Raw genomic sequence first — 15,400 nt, forward strand, 5'->3', positions numbered from 1 at the left:
GTGAGTGGCAGGAATTAAAGGCAAAAATACGCGAAAAGGAGGTTTAAGCTTGAGCAAGCGCAGGTGATTGCTATCACTCACCTGCGTGCTTGGTCAGGCTAGAAGGCGGTGAGGGTATGTTTATCTGCCAGCGCAAGTGAGTGTATCGCCAGCGATCTACTAACGGTTTTGTTGGGTGTCGTACTTTGTTCAGCGTTAGTCCGGGCGTTATACAAGGCTCAGCCAGCGCTGGTTGATAAACAGCTCAATCGGTCGATATTGGGTTTTGTAATTCATTTTTCTGCAGTTTTTTATCCAGTAACCCAAATACACCGCATGCAGGCCAAGCCTGACTGTCTCGGTTAGCTGCCAGAGAATCGCGAAGCGGCCGAGGCTGCGGCGCTCTTCGCTGGGTTCGTAAAAGGTGTAGACCGCAGATAAGCCATTGGGCAATACGTCAGTAACCGCGAGCGCAACCAGTCGACCGTTAAGGCGAAACTCGAAAAACCGACAAAAGGCCAGATCGCGCACCAGAAATGTCGAAAACTGCTCGCGGCTTGGCGGGTACATGTCGCCGTCGGCATGACGCTGCTCGATGTAGCGCGAATACAGCGCGTAATACTCTTCGGTGAAGGTTGGGCGTACGCCGCTTACTTGGATGTCGCTGTTGCGCTTGATGATTCGTCGCTGCTGGCGATTAGGCGCAAAGCTTGCTGCTGGAATGCGCGCAGGTACGCACGCCGTACAACCTTGGCAGTGTGGACGGTAAAGGTGGTCGCCGCTGCGCCGAAAGCCCATTTCCGATAATTCTGCATAAACCTGGCCGTCCATTGGCTGGCTAGGGTCGAGGAACAGTGTTGTCGCTTGTTCATCGGGCAGATAACTGCATGGGTGGGGCTGGGTCGCATAAAACTTCAGACGGGCCAGCTCGGTCATATTTGACTCTCGTGGAATGCCTTTAATCAGTGTAAGCCAGACAGGCTGACTCGACTAGCCGATACAAGCTTGCCAATCGATCGTGCAGGGCTGATCAAGGTGTTGGTTCAAGGTGCTGGCAAACTGTTCGCGGCTGATTGCTCTGGCGCCAAAGCTGTGCAAGTGCTGGGTTGGCATCTGGCAGTCAATCATTACAAAGCCGGCGGCTTTGAGGTGCTCGACCAACATCACGAAACCAACTTTGGACGCATTGTCGGCACGGCTAAACATCGACTCACCAAAAAAGAGCTGGCCCATTGCCAAGCCATACAAGCCGCCAACCAATTGTTGCCCCTGCCAGACCTCGACCGAGTGGGCCAGGCCGCGTGCGTGCAGTTCAAGGTAGGCGTCGCGCATGGCGCTGGTGATCCAGGTGTCATCGGCGTAAGCGCGTGGCTCAGAGCAAGCGGTAATGACTGCGGCGAAGTCTTGGTCGAAAGTGACCCGGTAGCGGTTTTGGCGCAACACTTTGCCCAAACTACGTGAAACATGCAGTTCATCAGGGAAAAGAACCGTGCGTGGGTCCGGCGACCACCAAAGAATCGGCTGGCCATCACTGAACCAAGGGAAGCAACCGTGTCGGTAAGCTTTGATCAGGCGCTCGGCGCTCAAATCACCACCCGCTGCGAGTAACCCATTGGGTTCTTGCAGGGCTTTATCGAGCGCAGGAAACTGCAGAGAATCGCGTTGTAACCAAGTCAGCATCGCATTGGCCTAGAAGAGGGTAGGGCGGTGCATATGCAACCGCCCAATACAGCTGTAAAGCATACTGTCACAGCTGTTCAGCTAGCGGCGCATCAAATATCGTCGAGGAATTTCTCGGCATCCAATGCGGCCATGCAGCCAGCGCCAGCAGAGGTAATGGCTTGGCGGTAAACGTGGTCAGCCACATCACCAGCGGCAAATACACCTTCAATGGCGGTCGCGGTGGCGTTACCTTCGCTGCCGCCTTTGATTTTCAGGTAGCCGTCATGCATCTCAAGCTGACCTTTGAAAAGGTCAGTGTTTGGCTTGTGACCAATCGCAATAAACACACCTGCAAGCGGGAGGTCATTGACCTCACCGGTTTCAGTGCTCTTGAGGCGCGCGCCGGTGACACCGGTTGCATCGCCAAGTACTTCTTCGAGCGTGGTATTCCAGTGCATGCGCATGTTGCCGTTGGCGACTTTATCGAACAGCTTGTCCTGCAGGATCTTCTCAGAACGTAGCTTGTCGCGACGGTGTACCAAGTGAACTTCTTTGGCGATGTTCGACAGATACAGCGCTTCCTCGACAGCGGTGTTGCCGCCACCGATTACTGCAACGACCTGGTTGCGGTAGAAGAAGCCGTCGCACGTTGCGCAAGCCGATACACCTTTGCCCGCGAATGCATCTTCGGATGGTAGGCCGAGGTACTGAGCGCTAGCGCCGGTGGCGATAATCAAGGCGTCACAGGTGTACGTGCCACTGTCACCTTTGAGAGTGAATGGGCGCTGCTGCAACTCAGCGGTATGGATGTGGTCGTAGACTATCTCGGTATCAAAGCGCTCAGCATGCTTTTGCATGCGTTCCATCAACGCAGGACCAGTCAGCCCTTCAACATCACCGGGCCAGTTATCGACTTCAGTGGTGGTGGTCAATTGGCCGCCAGGCTGAATGCCGGTAATGATAACCGGCTTAAGATTGGCCCTTGCCGCGTAGACCGCTGCGCTGTAGCCAGCAGGGCCAGAGCCTAGAATGATCAGACGGGAATGCTTGACTTCGGACATAGAAACACCTCATAAGCCTTTGTCACCAAAGAGAATGCATGCTCAAATTGAACTGCGCGGAAATAACTTGGCGGCTATGCTACACCGAAGCAGGCTTTAGCGGGTATCGAGGACTAACGTCTGCGACAAAACCACGCGCAAACCTGCATGGAGCATGGCGTAGCGCCGGTAAACCCGTACAATAGGTAGATAAGCCATAACACGCCATTGGCCGGATTACAGGCTAATAGCACAGGAACAGATGCGTTTTGAAGAAAACTAGCCCTACAGCCCAAATGCCCATGTGGCGCCAGCAACTGCCGTATCGACTCAAGGAAGGGGCGCTTATTGCCCTCGGAGCACTGTGCCTGTACGTCTGGATGGCCTTGCTCACCTACGACCCGAACGACCCAGGCTGGACCCACACCAGTAATGTCTCGCAGGTACAAAATGCTGCGGGTCGCGCTGGCGCATGGTCGGCCGATATCTTGTTTATGGCACTTGGCTATTTCGCTTACCTTTTCCCGCTGTTGCTTGGGGTTAAAGCCTTGCAGGTATTCCGTGCGCGGCATGAGCCTTGGCAGTGGAGCGGCTGGTTGTTTTCTTGGCGCCTGATTGGCTTGGTGTTTTTGGTGCTCTCTGGTGCGGCACTGGCCTATATTCATTTCCCTGTAGGCAACAGCATGCCTGCTTCATCCGGTGGTGCATTGGGTGAAAGCGTTGGTCAGTTGGCGGAGAACGCTTTAAACGTGCAGGGCAGCACGTTGCTGCTGATCGCTTTATTCCTCTTTGGTCTGACCATATTTACCGATTTGTCGTGGTTTAAGGTCATGGACCTGACCGGCAAAATCACCTTGGATTTGATTGAACTCATCCAAAGCCTGGCCAATCGCTGGTGGAGTGCGCGCGCTGAGCGTAAGCAGTTGCGTATCCAGTTGCGTGAGGTGGATGAGCGCGTGGCTGAAGTGGCTGCGCCTGTGGCCCGCGATCGTCGCGACCAGGTTAAAGCTAAAGAGCGCATGATCGAGCGTGAGGACTCGCTGAACAAGCACATGAGCGCCCGTGAAGGACGCCCAGCACCGATCATCACTCCGCCTTCAGCGCCTGCTGTCCCTGAGCAGAGCAAGCGCGTACAGAAAGAAAAGCAGGCGCCTTTGTTTGTCGATAGCGCGATTGAAGGTACCTTGCCGCCGATCTCATTGCTCGACGCTGCGGAAAAGGTACAAAAGCAGTTTTCACCTGAGTCGCTGGAGGCGATGTCGCGACTGGTCGAAATCAAGCTCAAAGAGTTTGGCGTTGAAGTGATAGTCGAGTCGGTTCATCCAGGTCCGGTGATTACCCGCTTCGAAATCCAGCCCGCTGCTGGGGTCAAAGTCAGTCGTATCTCCAATCTGGCTAAAGACTTGGCCCGCTCGATGGCGGTGATCAGTGTTCGTGTGGTTGAAGTCATTCCTGGCAAGACCACCGTCGGTATCGAGATTCCGAACGAAGATCGCCAGATGGTGCGCTTCTCCGAGGTGTTGTCCTCCCCGGAATACGACGATGCCAAGTCGCCAGTGACGCTTGCATTGGGTCACGACATCGGTGGCAAGCCAGTCATCACCGATTTGGCGAAGATGCCGCACTTGCTGGTTGCCGGTACCACGGGCTCCGGTAAATCGGTCGGTGTAAACGCCATGATCCTGTCAATTCTGTTCAAGTCGACGCCTGAAGAGGCGCGCTTGATCATGATTGACCCGAAAATGCTTGAGCTGTCGATCTATGAGGGCATTCCGCACTTGCTCTGCCCGGTGGTAACCGACATGAAGGAGGCTGCCAACTCGCTGCGCTGGAGCGTTGCGGAAATGGAGCGCCGCTACAAGCTGATGTCGAAGATGGGCGTGCGTAATCTCGCAGGCTTTAACCGCAAGGTTAAAGATGCAATCGAGGCGGGCACACCGATCCCGGACCCACTGTATCGCCGCGAGAACATGCAAGACGAAGCGCCACTGCTGAAGCCACTGCCAACCATTGTGGTGGTGGTCGACGAATTTGCCGACATGATGATGATCGTCGGCAAGAAGGTTGAAGAGTTGATCGCCCGTATCGCTCAGAAAGCCCGAGCTGCAGGTATTCACTTGATTCTTGCGACGCAGCGTCCATCGGTTGATGTGATCACCGGTTTGATCAAGGCCAACATCCCAACGCGTATGGCGTTCCAAGTATCGAGCAAGATCGACTCGCGGACCATTCTTGACCAGGGCGGCGCCGAGCAATTGCTGGGCCATGGTGACATGCTGTATCTGCCGCCGGGCACTGGCTTGCCGATTCGCGTACACGGTGCATTTGTGTCTGATGATGAAGTTCACCGCGTGGTTGAAGCCTGGAAGTTACGTGGCACGCCGGACTACATCGAAGAAATTCTGGCTGGCGTTGAAGAGTCTGGCAGTGGCTTTGAAGGCAGCAGCGAAGGCGGTGATGATAGCGAGGATGATCCGCTTTACGACGAGGCCGTACGCTTCGTGACCGAAAGCCGTCGGGCGTCAATCTCTGCGGTACAACGCAAGCTTAAGATTGGTTACAACCGTGCTGCTCGGATGATCGAATCAATGGAAAACGCCGGTGTCGTAACCTCAATGAGCACCAACGGTTCTCGTGAAGTTATAGCGCCAAGCCCTGTTCGCGACTGATCTGAGGCGTCTCTGAGAAACTAGCCCACGCGCTAGATTTTTCAGAGACGCCGAAACTGTGGTTAAACCGAATTTTAAGGAGTCCCATGCGCCTTTTTCGCATGTTGTTACTGAGTGTGCTGAGTCTGACCTGCCTCAATGCTGTGGCTGATGAAAGCGCTGCGGTTAAGCGCCTGACTGAACTGCTCAATCAAGCACAGACCATCACGGCTCGGTTCTCTCAACTGACCCTCGATGGCAGCGGTAGCCAGCTACAAGAAACGGCCGGTGAATTAGCCCTCAAGCGCCCTGGTTTGTTCCGCTGGCACACCGATGCGCCGCAGGAGCAGTTGCTGGTCTCAAACGGTAAAAAGGTCTGGTTGTACGATCCAGACCTGGAGCAAGTGACGATCCAGGAAATGGATCAGCGCTTGACCCATACGCCAGCGCTTTTACTTTCCGGTGATGTATCAAAAATCAGCGAAAGCTTCGCCATCAGTTACAAAGAGGCGGGCAACGTAGTTGATTTCACATTAAAACCTAAATCCAAAGACACGCTGTTCGATAACCTACGCCTGTCCTTTCGTAGTGGCGTGCTCAATGACATGCAGCTGATTGACAGCATTGGCCAGCGCACCAACATCTTGTTCCTCAATGTGAAGATGAATCAGCCAATCAAGGAAAGCGAGTTCACCTTTGAAGTGCCTGAAGGTGCAGACGTCATCCAAGAGTAAGAGGTTGTAACGCGCCCCCATGGATTTGTTTCGCAAGGCACCTGTTGCTCAACCTCTGGCCGCTCGCCTGCGCGCAGCGACGCTGGATGAGTATGTCGGTCAGGAGCACTTGCTCGCCCGTGGCAAGCCGCTGCGCGAGGCGTTGGAGCAGGGCGCGCTGCACTCGATGATTTTCTGGGGGCCGCCAGGGGTGGGCAAAACCACCTTGGCCCGTTTGTTGGCTCAGGTTTCTGATGCGCACTTTGAAACCATCTCGGCGGTGCTTTCAGGGGTTAAAGAGATTCGTCAGGCGGTCGAGGTTGCCCAGCAACACGCCGCGCAATATGGTCGGCAAACCATCCTGTTTGTCGACGAAGTCCATCGCTTCAACAAATCGCAGCAGGATGCGTTTCTGCCTTACGTTGAAGACGGCACCCTGATTTTCATTGGTGCGACCACTGAAAACCCATCGTTTGAGCTGAACAACGCATTGCTCTCGCGGGCGCGGGTTTATGTGCTCAAAAGCCTGGATGAAACCGCGTTGCGCAAGCTGGTTGATCGCGCATTGCATGACCCCAAAGGCTTGGCTGACCGTCAATTGAGCTTGCCTGACGACAGCTTCGCAATCCTGATGGCTGCCGCTGATGGCGATGGTCGACGTCTGCTTAATTTTCTTGAGAACGCCGCAGACTTGGCCGATGACGGCGGGGTGATCACCCCTGAATTGTTGCAAGACCTGCTGGGTGATAGCCGTCGACGCTTCGACAAGGGTGGCGAGGCGTTCTATGACCAGATTTCCGCACTGCATAAGTCAGTGCGCGGCTCCAGCCCAGATGGTGCCTTGTATTGGTATGCGCGCATGATCGATGGCGGTTGTGATCCGCTGTACATCGCCCGGCGCGTGGTGCGCATGGCCAGCGAAGACATTGGCAATGCTGATCCGCGTGCACTCAGCCTCTGCTTATCCGCTTGGGACGTTCAGGAGCGTCTTGGCAGCCCCGAAGGTGAGCTGGCGGTTGCCCAGGCAATTGTCTATTTGGCCTGTGCGCCCAAAAGCAACGCGGTATACAGCGCGTTCAAGGCCGCCATGCGTGATGTGGCCGAAAACGGTTCGATGGAAGTGCCGCTGCATCTGCGTAACGCGCCGACCAAGCTGATGAAGCAACTCGGTTATGGCGATGAATACCGTTACGCCCATGATGAGCCGGATGCTTATGCAGCTGGCGAAGACTACTTCCCTGAGCAACTTGAGCCGCGCCAGTATTACCAGCCGGTGCCGCGTGGCCTTGAACTGAAAATTGGCGACAAACTCAAACATTTAGCGGCGCAGGATGCGGCCAGCTCACGTAAGCGGAGAGAGTGATGATCAAGATAGTCGCAGCCGTTGCAGCAGGTGGTGCGCTGGGCAGTTCTCTACGTTTTTTAACCAGTGTTTGGGTGCAGCGTAACTGGCCGCAGCATTTTTATATGGCCACTTTTAGTGTCAATATTATCGGTTGCTTTCTGATCGGTCTGCTAAGCGGGCTATTTATGCTGCGCACCGATATTCCGCTTGAGTTACGTACCGGCATCACTGTTGGCGTACTGGGTGGCTTGACGACATTCTCATCATTTAGCTTGGAAACCCTGCGTTTGATTGAGGGCGGTCAGGCGGCGATTGCTATGGGTTATCTGGCGGCGAGTTTGATTGGTGGCTTGTTGGCTGCGTGGGCTGGGTTGTCCTTGGCGCGCATGTAAGCGGGCTTATTTGAGCGATTACCATGCTTTTTTGTCAGTGCAGTCACGCGAATGACTACTTTTTGTAGCAGATGCTTAGCACTCGGCGCCGTGAACCCTTAAACTTCACCTCATTCTGTCTCATGGCTTAGGCCATGCAATTCACACTTTTGTATTGAGATATCAGCATGCTCGACGCCAAATTGGTGCGCACCGAACTTCAAGAAGTCGCTCAGCGCCTTGCCACTCGCGGTTTTCAGCTAGATGTAGCGCGTTTTGAAGAACTTGAAGCGCAGCGCAAGACCCTGCAGACCCGTACCGAACAATTGCAAGCTGAGCGCAATGCTCGCTCCAAGTCGATTGGTCAGGCCAAGCAGCGCGGCGAAGACATTGTGCCTTTGCTGGCTGAAGTTGATCGCATGGGCAGCGAATTGGAGCAAGGTAAGCGCGAGCTGGATGCCATCCAGGTAGAGTTGGACAGCATCTTACTCAACCTGCCCAACCTGCCGCATGAGTCGGTGCCTGTTGGTGCAGACGAAGACGACAACGTTGAAGTACGCCGTTGGGGCACACCTAAAGCGTTCGACTTCACGGTTCAGGATCACGTTGCTCTGGGTGAGCAGCATGGCTGGCTGGATTTCGAAACGGCGGCAAAATTATCCGGTGCCCGTTTCGCCTTGCTGCGCGGCCCCATCGCGCGCCTGCACCGTGCTTTGGCGCAGTTCATGATCAACCTGCACACCGCCGAGCACGGCTACGAAGAGGCCTACACGCCTTATCTGGTTCAAGCTCCTGCGCTGCAGGGCACCGGCCAGTTGCCTAAGTTCGAAGAAGATCTGTTCAAGATTAGTCGCGAAGGCGAAGCGGACTTCTACCTGATCCCGACAGCTGAAGTGTCGCTGACCAACATTGTTGCCGGTGAGATCCTTGACGCTAAATTGCTGCCGATCAAGTTTGTCGCGCATACGCCATGTTTCCGCAGCGAAGCGGGCGCCTCAGGTCGCGATACACGCGGCATGATCCGCCAACACCAGTTCGATAAAGTTGAAATGGTTCAAGTGGTTGAGCCAAGCACCTCTGAGCAAGCGCTCGAAGGCCTTACTGCAAACGCGGAAAAAGTATTGCAGTTGCTTGAGCTGCCATACCGCGTGCTGTCGTTGTGCACCGGTGATATGGGCTTTAGCGCGATCAAAACCTATGACCTCGAAGTCTGGGTGCCGAGCCAAGATAAATACCGTGAGATATCTTCTTGCTCCAACTGTGGCGACTTCCAGGCACGGCGCATGCAAGCCCGTTACCGCAACCCGGAAACAGGCAAGCCTGAGCTGGTTCATACGCTCAATGGCTCTGGTCTCGCAGTTGGCCGTACATTGGTTGCAGTGCTTGAGAACTATCAGCAAGCCGACGGCAGCATCAAAGTGCCAGAAGTCCTCAAGCCTTACATGGGCGGTATCGACGTCATCGGCTGATTTGAACTCGCTAGCGGGTAATCGCTAGCTGGCTACACCGATTGCGGGTGCTGCTCTGGCATCCGCTTTAGATTTGTTGTCTGTTGAGGCCGTCATGGATTTTCTGCCCTTGTTCCACAAACTCAAGGACCGCTTGGTTTTGGTCGTTGGGGGTGGTGAAGTCGCGGTGCGTAAAGCGCGTTTGTTGGCTGATGCCGGTGCGCGGTTGCGTGTAGTCGCTCCAGATATTCGCGCCGAACTCAGCGAAATGGTCGAGGCGGGCGGTGGCGAGTTGCTGCTGCGCGGTTATCAAGCAGAAGACCTTGAAGGCGTAACCCTGATCATTGCCGCTACGGATGATGAACCGCTTAATGCGCAAATCTCGGCGCAGGCTCAAGCGCTGGGCATCCCGGTAAATGTGGTGGATGCGCCGGCATTGTGCAGTGTGATATTTCCGGCCATTGTTGATCGCTCGCCCTTGATCGTGGCGATTACCAGTGGCGGTGATGCTCCAGTGTTAGCGCGGCTGATTCGCGCCAAGATCGAAACCTGGATTCCATCGACTTACGGTCAATTGGCCGGTTTGGCGAAAAAATTTCGCGCTCAGGTTAAAGCCCTATTTCCGAATGTCCAGCAGCGCCGGGTCTTTTGGGAGGATGTGTTTCAGGGGCAGGTTGCCGAGAGTGTATTCGCAGGCAAACTGCATGAAGGTGAGCGCCTGCTGGCCGAGAAAGTCGCCGGTGCAGCACCGCAAATGCTTGGTGAAGTGTATTTGGTCGGTGCCGGCCCTGGTGATCCAGACCTGCTGACATTCCGTGCCTTGCGCTTGATGCAGCAAGCTGATGTGGTGCTCTATGACCGCTTGGTCGCACCCGCCATTATCGAGCTGTGTCGGCGCGATGCTGAACGTATCTATGTTGGCAAGCAGCGTTCTGATCACGCGGTTCCCCAAGAGCAGATAAATCAGCGGTTGGTCGATTTAGCCAAACAAGGCAAACGAGTATTGCGGCTCAAAGGTGGTGATCCGTTTATCTTTGGCCGCGGTGGCGAGGAGATCGAGGAGCTCGCGGCCAATGGCATTCCTTTTCAAGTCGTACCGGGTATCACTGCGGCCAGTGGCTGCGCGGCCTATGCCGGGATTCCATTGACGCACCGTGACCATGCTCAATCCGTGCGCTTCGTTACCGGTCATTTGAAAGATGGTAGCAGCGATTTGCCCTGGACTGAGTTAACCGCTTCGAGTCAGACGCTCGTGTTCTATATGGGCTTGGTCGGTCTGCCGGTGATTTGCCAGCAATTAATCGCCCATGGTCGTGCAGCAAGCACGCCAGCCGCGCTGATCGAGCAGGGCACAACGCAGAATCAGCGGGTCTATACCGGCACTTTGGCTGACTTGCCGCAGTTGGTTGCCGAGCATGCGGTTCGCGCTCCGACGCTGGTTATCGTCGGTGAGGTGGTGCAATTACGCGAGAAGCTGGCCTGGTTTGAGGGGGGTGAAGTTAAAGCTGCTCAGACGAAAGCCTGAGCAGCACTTCAATCGACTGGCTTTAATCTCCGCTGTAGATACCTTTGCCCGGCAGGCGCGCTCGGTCATGTGCGCGTTGTAGACCAAGAGCTGGGCCTTTAGGCACTATACCCGTTGGGTTAATGGTGCTGTGGCTGGCGTAGTAATGATGCTTGATGTGCTCGAAATCGACCGTCGGCGTAATGTTTTGCCATTGATACAATTCACGCAGCCAGTTAGATAGATTCGGATAATCCTCAATGCGCTTGAGGTTGCACTTGAAGTGCCCGTGGTATACCGAATCGAAACGAATCATTGTGGTGAACAAGCGCCAATCGGCTTCGGTCAGGTATTCGCCCGCCAGATAACGCTTGTGCCCAAGTAGCGTGTCGAGTGCGTCAAGCTCTGCAAACAGCTGATCAAAGGCTTCTTCGTAAGCGTCTTGTGTGGTGGCAAAGCCCGCGCGATAAACACCGTTATTCACGGCTGGATAGATGCGCTCATTAAGCGCGTCGATTTCGCCACGCAGTGCCTGCGGATAGAGGTCGAGTTTGTTGTCGGTCAGTTGATTGAATGCGCTGTTGAACATGCGAATGATTTCCGCAGATTCGTTGCTGACAATTCGTTGTGTTTGCTTGTCCCAAAGCACCGGCACTGTTACTCGACCGCTGTATTGTGGGTCGTCACGTGTATAGCGCTGATGCAGAAACTCCAGGCCGTCGAGTTTATCGCCGCTTGAACCGGTGGTTTTATCAAAGGTCCAGCCGTTTTCGCGCATCAACCAACTGACCACGGACACGTCAATCAACGACTCAAGGCCTTTGAGTTGGCGCAATATCAAGGTTCTATGCGCCCAAGGGCAGGCTAAACAGACATACAGGTGATAACGGCCCGCTTCAGCCTTGAAGCCGCTGTCGCCATTTGGTCCAGCACTGCCGTCGGCTGTAATCCAGTTACGGCGCTTAGCGCTCTCTCGTTCGAAGCGGCCATCGTCTTTGGTGTCGTACCACTGGTCCTGCCACTTGCCATCGACTAACAAACCCATGATCTATGTCCTTCGCTGCAAGCAAGGCAGAGTACATAGCTGCCTTGCTTGCCTTAGTGAGTGATGGTCACAGTCTAGCTTGAGTAAATCGATGAAAAGCCGCAAAAAATCTTAGATTAAGATCGATTGATTAGATGTGTTTCGGGCTTCCCAATATGTTTCTGCACGCTCAAAGGCCTGCTCACGCGTTGCGCCAAGCCCGCGCAAGGCCAAGGCTATGGTGCTGATAACCGCCATCTGCGCGTAACTGTCAGTGACTTCACCGCGCCAAAAACTAGCGAGATATTCAGGCTCAAGATTTTCTGGTTTAACGTGGCGTTGAGCTGACAGCGCGGGCCAGTCCTCATCCCAATTCAGCCCATCAGCGGTGCCATAAAGGTGGCTGGTGGCATCTGGATTGATTTCGATTTCACCGCCTTCACCCTTGATCACGATGGCGCAGTCCCCCAGTAACTGGCTGGCCTCGCGGTGCACGGCTTGATAACCCGGATGAAAAATACTCTGCAAGACGCAGCGTGCACTTAATGGATTGAGAATCCGCGTTAGTGAATGAATAGGAGAACGCAGGCCAAGGGTATTGCGCAGATCGATCATTTTTTGCAGTTGCGGCGCCCAATCGCCAAGCGGAATAAAGCCTAGCGAATGCTGCTCAAGTGCGTCATCAACCTCGGTCCATGAGCGACACAGTGGAATATCGAGTTGAGCCAGCAGTTGTTCGCTGTACAAGCGGCCCGCGGTGTGGGCGCCGCCACCGTGCATGACGATGCGTACGCCATTGGCTGCAAGTGCTTTAGCAGCTAGCAGGTACCAGGGCAGATGACGTTTTTTTCCGGCGTAGCTAGGCCAGTCGATATCCACGGCTATTTGTGGCGCATTCAGGCGTTCACGGACGGCCTGGGCAAAGCCTGCCATCTCTTCAGCGCTTTCTTCTTTGTGCCTAAGCAGCATTAAAAAGGCGCCGAGCTGGGTGTCTTCAACTTTGTCGTCAAGCAACATGCCCATCGCGTCATAGGCTTCGCTACGGGTGAGGTTGCGTGCCCCGCGTTTGCCTTTGCCGAGGATACGCACGAATTGGGCGAAAGGGTGTTCAGCAGGAGTTTGTAAATTCATAAGCAATTCGTCGGCTTAGGCAAGCCCGCCAGCTTGGCGGCAAGTTTGGCTGGGGTGCCATTAAATAATCGATTGAGCTGCAGGCTGTTGCCTTTTTCGGGGCCGAGCTTGAGGGCTACATACTTGATCAGTGGGCGATTGGCCGGCGATAGCTGAAACTCGGCGTAGAACTCACGTAGCAATTTGATTATCTGCCAGTGCTCATCAGTCAGCGTTAAGGCTTCCCGTTGCGCCAGTGCAGCCGCAACCGGCTCAGACCAGTCGCTCAGCTCGCACAGGTAACCGTCTTTATCCAAGGCAATGTTGCGACCTTCAACCGTCAACTCAGTCATACCCAGCTATTGACCTTGGCGAACTGCATGCTGAGGCGAACAAATTCAGGGTAATCAATGATTTGTGCGCGTGGAGGAGCAGTGATCGAACGTGCCGCGACATCTTCTTCAATCGCATATAGCTTGATTGTGTCAGGTATCAGTTCAAGTGCTTGCAATTGTGCGGTATCGGCAAGCAGGGCGTATACAGCATCGCCACAGAGCAGCAGGCCATCGGTTTCGCCTAGCAGCCGCAAACAGCTGCTGAGGCTGGCATCAGTGAAGGGTGAGTCTGAGAGTACGTGTAAGGTAGACATCAGATTGTAACCACTTGATCGTAGCGCTGAATAAGTGCGCGAAGTTCAGAGTCAGTCAAAACCACAGCTGGCATTGCGATTGAGTCTGGCGACATGCCGCGCTCAGCCAAGCTGCGCGCCGATACGTAGAGCGACTCGACACCAAACATCGGCAGTGCCTGCAAGTTAGCGCTCAGGTCTTTCTGTTGCAGGGTCGTGGGTTGCTGTTGCGGTTTGAGTTGCAATGCGCCGTCATCAAGAAACAGCATAGCAATAGGCAGATCGAATGCACCGCCAGCCAAGGCAATATCCAATACCTCACGGGCACCAGGCCCGGACCAAGGCGCTTGACGATTGATGATCAATAAAGACTTCACTTCAGGCGCCCCCAAAGCAGATTAAACGGTCGGCCACTTGAGCGGCTTCATGTAACTGGCCCAATCCGGACAGTTGCCAAGGCGCTTGAATCACAGCTGCTGAGCGTGAATAACGCTGCGCTTCCTCGTCATTCAGTGCGCCACGGCGCAATGCTGCGGCAATACACACCACGCCATCGAGTTGCTGTTGTGCAACGAACTCACGCCATTCTCGCGCTATATCAACTTCATCCTGGCCACTGACCACGGTGCTTGATGCGCTGAATACGCCGTCTTGATAAAAAAACAGCCGAACGATCTCGTGTCCCTCGGCAATTACGGCCTGGGCAAAGCGCAGGGCGCGGCGAGAGGAGGGTTGATGCGGCGCTGAAAACAATGCGATGGCGAATTTCATAGCAGGGCCAGTCAGTTAAATCTGCACGAATGATAAAGCGTGGCGCCTCAAGATGCTCGCTATAGAAACGAAAAAGCCCGCATAAAGCGGGCTTTTTGCAACCGCAGACGAATTAGTCGTCGCTGCCCATGATGCCGAAGATCTGCAACAAGCTGATGAACAGGTTGTAGATCGACACATACAGGCTGATGGTTGCCATGATGTAGTTGCGCTCACCACCATGGATGATTGCACTGGTCTGGAACAGGATACAAACAGATGAGAACAGCACGAAACCAGCGCTGATCGCCAGTTGCAGCCCACTAATCTGGAAGAAGAAGCTAGCAACCATCGCACCGATCAGGACAAAGAAACCAGCAGTGATGAAGCCACTGAGGAAGCTCATGTCTTTGCGGGTGGTCAGTACATAGGCGGACAAGCCAAAAAACACCAAGGCGGTCATGGCAAATGCCGAACTGACAACTTCCGCGCCGTTAGCCATGCCCATATAGCGGTTGAGGATTGGGCCCAGGGTGTATCCCATGAAACCAGTCAACGCCAGGGTCGAAACTAAACCCCAAGGCGAGTTGCGCAGTTTTGCCGTAAGGAAGAACAGGCCGTAGAAGCCTACCAATACAACAAAAATGTTGGGGTAAGCGACGTTGGCGCGCTGAGCCAAGAAAGCAACCAAGCCACTGAAAGCCAGCGTGATCGCTAACAAGCCGTATGTATTGCGTAATACGCGGCTTACTTCCTGCTGCTCGACCTGCGAGCTGTCGATTGCGTAATTTTGCTGTTGCATGGCCTCACTCCTAATAAAAAACCATTGGTTCTATAAGCGATACTGACACCGATATTAGCATTGTGTTGAAAAAAAACGCTTCAGAGAGTTTGACAGCGTGTTTCGTTCGGGTAAGATTGCCGCCCGCAGTCAGGGAGAAGTGCATTAACATGAGTTAATGTGTTGATCTTAAACAGAACTGCATATGCAATACTGGAAGCGTGGCCGAGTGGTTTAAGGCAACGGTCTTGAAAACCGTCGATGGGAAACTGTCCTAGAGTTCGAATCTCTACGCTTCCGCCATCTTTTTGTGAGAGAGCAAGCGCCAACACGGCGCTTGCTCTTTGACAGCGATTCACCACGCTAGTGATAGCGCACACGCTTAATAGGCAGGGCA

16 protein-coding genes and 1 tRNA gene are annotated in these 15,400 nt (G+C 54.4%); 7 read left to right on the top strand and 10 right to left on the bottom strand.

Going from position 1 to position 15,400, the window contains the following annotated elements; translation table 11 throughout:
• Positions 1 to 207: 207 nt before the first annotated feature.
• From B9K09_RS10785 to trxB, 3 genes are all read right to left on the bottom strand, one after another.
• On the bottom strand, positions 208 to 915 hold the full coding sequence (locus tag B9K09_RS10785) for an arginyltransferase (RefSeq protein ID WP_087516807.1): 708 nt from the start codon (positions 913 to 915) through the stop codon (positions 208 to 210).
• 54 nt (positions 916 to 969) lie between these two features.
• On the bottom strand, positions 970 to 1,659 hold the full coding sequence (gene aat, locus B9K09_RS10790) for a leucyl/phenylalanyl-tRNA--protein transferase (RefSeq protein ID WP_087516808.1): 690 nt from the start codon (positions 1,657 to 1,659) through the stop codon (positions 970 to 972).
• Between the two features lie 92 nt (positions 1,660 to 1,751).
• Positions 1,752 to 2,702, bottom strand: a complete 951-nt coding sequence (trxB, locus tag B9K09_RS10795; RefSeq protein WP_087516809.1) for a thioredoxin-disulfide reductase — start codon at positions 2,700 to 2,702, stop codon at positions 1,752 to 1,754.
• Positions 2,703 to 2,977: 275 nt separating this feature from the next.
• Here trxB and ftsK point away from each other — a divergent pair, with 275 nt between their 5' ends.
• The 6 genes from ftsK (at position 2,978) to cysG (ending at position 10,731) form a co-directional block, all read left to right on the top strand.
• On the top strand, positions 2,978 to 5,350 hold the full coding sequence (gene ftsK, locus B9K09_RS10800) for a DNA translocase FtsK (RefSeq protein ID WP_177408722.1): 2,373 nt from the start codon (positions 2,978 to 2,980) through the stop codon (positions 5,348 to 5,350).
• 86 nt (positions 5,351 to 5,436) lie between these two features.
• A complete protein-coding gene (gene lolA / locus B9K09_RS10805; protein WP_087516810.1) occupies positions 5,437 to 6,063 on the top strand; it encodes an outer membrane lipoprotein chaperone LolA in 627 nt (208 codons plus the stop codon).
• Between the two features lie 19 nt (positions 6,064 to 6,082).
• On the top strand, positions 6,083 to 7,405 hold the full coding sequence (locus tag B9K09_RS10810; protein ID WP_087516811.1) for a replication-associated recombination protein A: 1,323 nt from the start codon (positions 6,083 to 6,085) through the stop codon (positions 7,403 to 7,405).
• Positions 7,405 to 7,779 (top strand): fluoride efflux transporter CrcB, encoded by a 375-nt coding sequence (gene crcB, locus B9K09_RS10815; RefSeq protein WP_087516812.1) that lies wholly within the window; start codon positions 7,405 to 7,407, stop codon positions 7,777 to 7,779. The genes B9K09_RS10810 and crcB overlap by 1 nt, the downstream gene beginning before the upstream one ends.
• Positions 7,780 to 7,946: 167 nt before the next feature.
• A complete protein-coding gene (gene serS, locus B9K09_RS10820) occupies positions 7,947 to 9,227 on the top strand; it encodes a serine--tRNA ligase (protein ID WP_087516813.1) in 1,281 nt (426 codons plus the stop codon).
• A 94-nt stretch (positions 9,228 to 9,321) separates the two neighbouring features.
• Positions 9,322 to 10,731 (top strand): siroheme synthase CysG, encoded by a 1,410-nt coding sequence (gene cysG, locus B9K09_RS10825; protein ID WP_087516814.1) that lies wholly within the window; start codon positions 9,322 to 9,324, stop codon positions 10,729 to 10,731.
• Between the two features lie 22 nt (positions 10,732 to 10,753).
• On the opposite strand, the gene B9K09_RS10830 is transcribed toward cysG, so the two are convergent.
• From B9K09_RS10830 to B9K09_RS10860, 7 genes are all read right to left on the bottom strand, one after another.
• Positions 10,754 to 11,755 carry a glutathione S-transferase family protein gene (locus B9K09_RS10830; protein ID WP_087516815.1) on the bottom strand — a complete coding sequence of 334 codons (1,002 nt, stop codon included), beginning with the start codon at positions 11,753 to 11,755 and terminating at the stop codon, positions 10,754 to 10,756.
• A 111-nt stretch (positions 11,756 to 11,866) separates the two neighbouring features.
• Positions 11,867 to 12,865 carry a glycosyl transferase family protein gene (locus B9K09_RS10835; RefSeq protein ID WP_087516816.1) on the bottom strand — a complete coding sequence of 333 codons (999 nt, stop codon included), beginning with the start codon at positions 12,863 to 12,865 and terminating at the stop codon, positions 11,867 to 11,869.
• The gene (locus tag B9K09_RS10840) at positions 12,862 to 13,197 is read right to left on the bottom strand and encodes a TusE/DsrC/DsvC family sulfur relay protein (RefSeq protein ID WP_087516817.1); all 336 of its coding nucleotides are present in this window, start codon (positions 13,195 to 13,197) and stop codon (positions 12,862 to 12,864) included. The genes B9K09_RS10835 and B9K09_RS10840 overlap by 4 nt, the downstream gene beginning before the upstream one ends.
• On the bottom strand, positions 13,194 to 13,493 hold the full coding sequence (gene tusB / locus B9K09_RS10845; protein WP_087516818.1) for a sulfurtransferase complex subunit TusB: 300 nt from the start codon (positions 13,491 to 13,493) through the stop codon (positions 13,194 to 13,196). Before tusB ends, B9K09_RS10840 begins: the two co-directional genes overlap by 4 nt.
• Positions 13,493 to 13,849: a sulfurtransferase complex subunit TusC gene (gene tusC / locus B9K09_RS10850; protein WP_087516819.1), complete on the bottom strand. Its 357-nt coding sequence runs from the start codon at positions 13,847 to 13,849 to the stop codon at positions 13,493 to 13,495. The genes tusB and tusC overlap by 1 nt, the downstream gene beginning before the upstream one ends.
• Before the next feature lies 1 nt (position 13,850).
• Positions 13,851 to 14,243, bottom strand: a complete 393-nt coding sequence (gene tusD, locus B9K09_RS10855; protein WP_087516820.1) for a sulfurtransferase complex subunit TusD — start codon at positions 14,241 to 14,243, stop codon at positions 13,851 to 13,853.
• Between the two features lie 112 nt (positions 14,244 to 14,355).
• Positions 14,356 to 15,024, bottom strand: coding sequence for a Bax inhibitor-1/YccA family protein (locus B9K09_RS10860; protein ID WP_087516821.1), 669 nt, complete (start codon positions 15,022 to 15,024; stop codon positions 14,356 to 14,358).
• A 194-nt stretch (positions 15,025 to 15,218) separates the two neighbouring features.
• On the opposite strand from B9K09_RS10860, the gene B9K09_RS10865 reads away from it, so the two are divergent.
• A tRNA-Ser gene (locus B9K09_RS10865) sits at positions 15,219 to 15,306 on the top strand.
• Positions 15,307 to 15,400 lie beyond the last annotated feature (94 nt).

The organism is Pseudomonas sp. M30-35, assembly GCF_002163625.1.
In the GTDB taxonomy this organism is placed as follows: Bacteria; Pseudomonadota; Gammaproteobacteria; order Pseudomonadales; family Pseudomonadaceae; genus Aquipseudomonas.

What these genes read in the sequence shown, in the direction of transcription:
- B9K09_RS10785 (WP_087516807.1), bottom strand. Translation starts at nt 915, where the DNA reads ATGACCGAGCTGGCCCGTCTGAAGTTTTATGCGACCCAGCCCCACCCA.
- B9K09_RS10840 (WP_087516817.1), bottom strand. Translation starts at nt 13,197, where the DNA reads ATGACTGAGTTGACGGTTGAAGGTCGCAACATTGCCTTGGATAAAGAC.
- ftsK (WP_177408722.1), top strand. Translation starts at nt 2,978, where the DNA reads ATGCCCATGTGGCGCCAGCAACTGCCGTATCGACTCAAGGAAGGGGCG.
- tusD (WP_087516820.1), bottom strand. Translation starts at nt 14,243, where the DNA reads ATGAAATTCGCCATCGCATTGTTTTCAGCGCCGCATCAACCCTCCTCT.
- B9K09_RS10835 (WP_087516816.1), bottom strand. Translation starts at nt 12,865, where the DNA reads ATGAATTTACAAACTCCTGCTGAACACCCTTTCGCCCAATTCGTGCGT.
- tusB (WP_087516818.1), bottom strand. Translation starts at nt 13,493, where the DNA reads ATGTCTACCTTACACGTACTCTCAGACTCACCCTTCACTGATGCCAGC.
- lolA (WP_087516810.1), top strand. Translation starts at nt 5,437, where the DNA reads ATGCGCCTTTTTCGCATGTTGTTACTGAGTGTGCTGAGTCTGACCTGC.
- B9K09_RS10860 (WP_087516821.1), bottom strand. Translation starts at nt 15,024, where the DNA reads ATGCAACAGCAAAATTACGCAATCGACAGCTCGCAGGTCGAGCAGCAG.
- serS (WP_087516813.1), top strand. Translation starts at nt 7,947, where the DNA reads ATGCTCGACGCCAAATTGGTGCGCACCGAACTTCAAGAAGTCGCTCAG.
- crcB (WP_087516812.1), top strand. Translation starts at nt 7,405, where the DNA reads ATGATCAAGATAGTCGCAGCCGTTGCAGCAGGTGGTGCGCTGGGCAGT.
- trxB (WP_087516809.1), bottom strand. Translation starts at nt 2,702, where the DNA reads ATGTCCGAAGTCAAGCATTCCCGTCTGATCATTCTAGGCTCTGGCCCT.
- B9K09_RS10810 (WP_087516811.1), top strand. Translation starts at nt 6,083, where the DNA reads ATGGATTTGTTTCGCAAGGCACCTGTTGCTCAACCTCTGGCCGCTCGC.
- B9K09_RS10830 (WP_087516815.1), bottom strand. Translation starts at nt 11,755, where the DNA reads ATGGGTTTGTTAGTCGATGGCAAGTGGCAGGACCAGTGGTACGACACC.
- aat (WP_087516808.1), bottom strand. Translation starts at nt 1,659, where the DNA reads ATGCTGACTTGGTTACAACGCGATTCTCTGCAGTTTCCTGCGCTCGAT.
- cysG (WP_087516814.1), top strand. Translation starts at nt 9,322, where the DNA reads ATGGATTTTCTGCCCTTGTTCCACAAACTCAAGGACCGCTTGGTTTTG.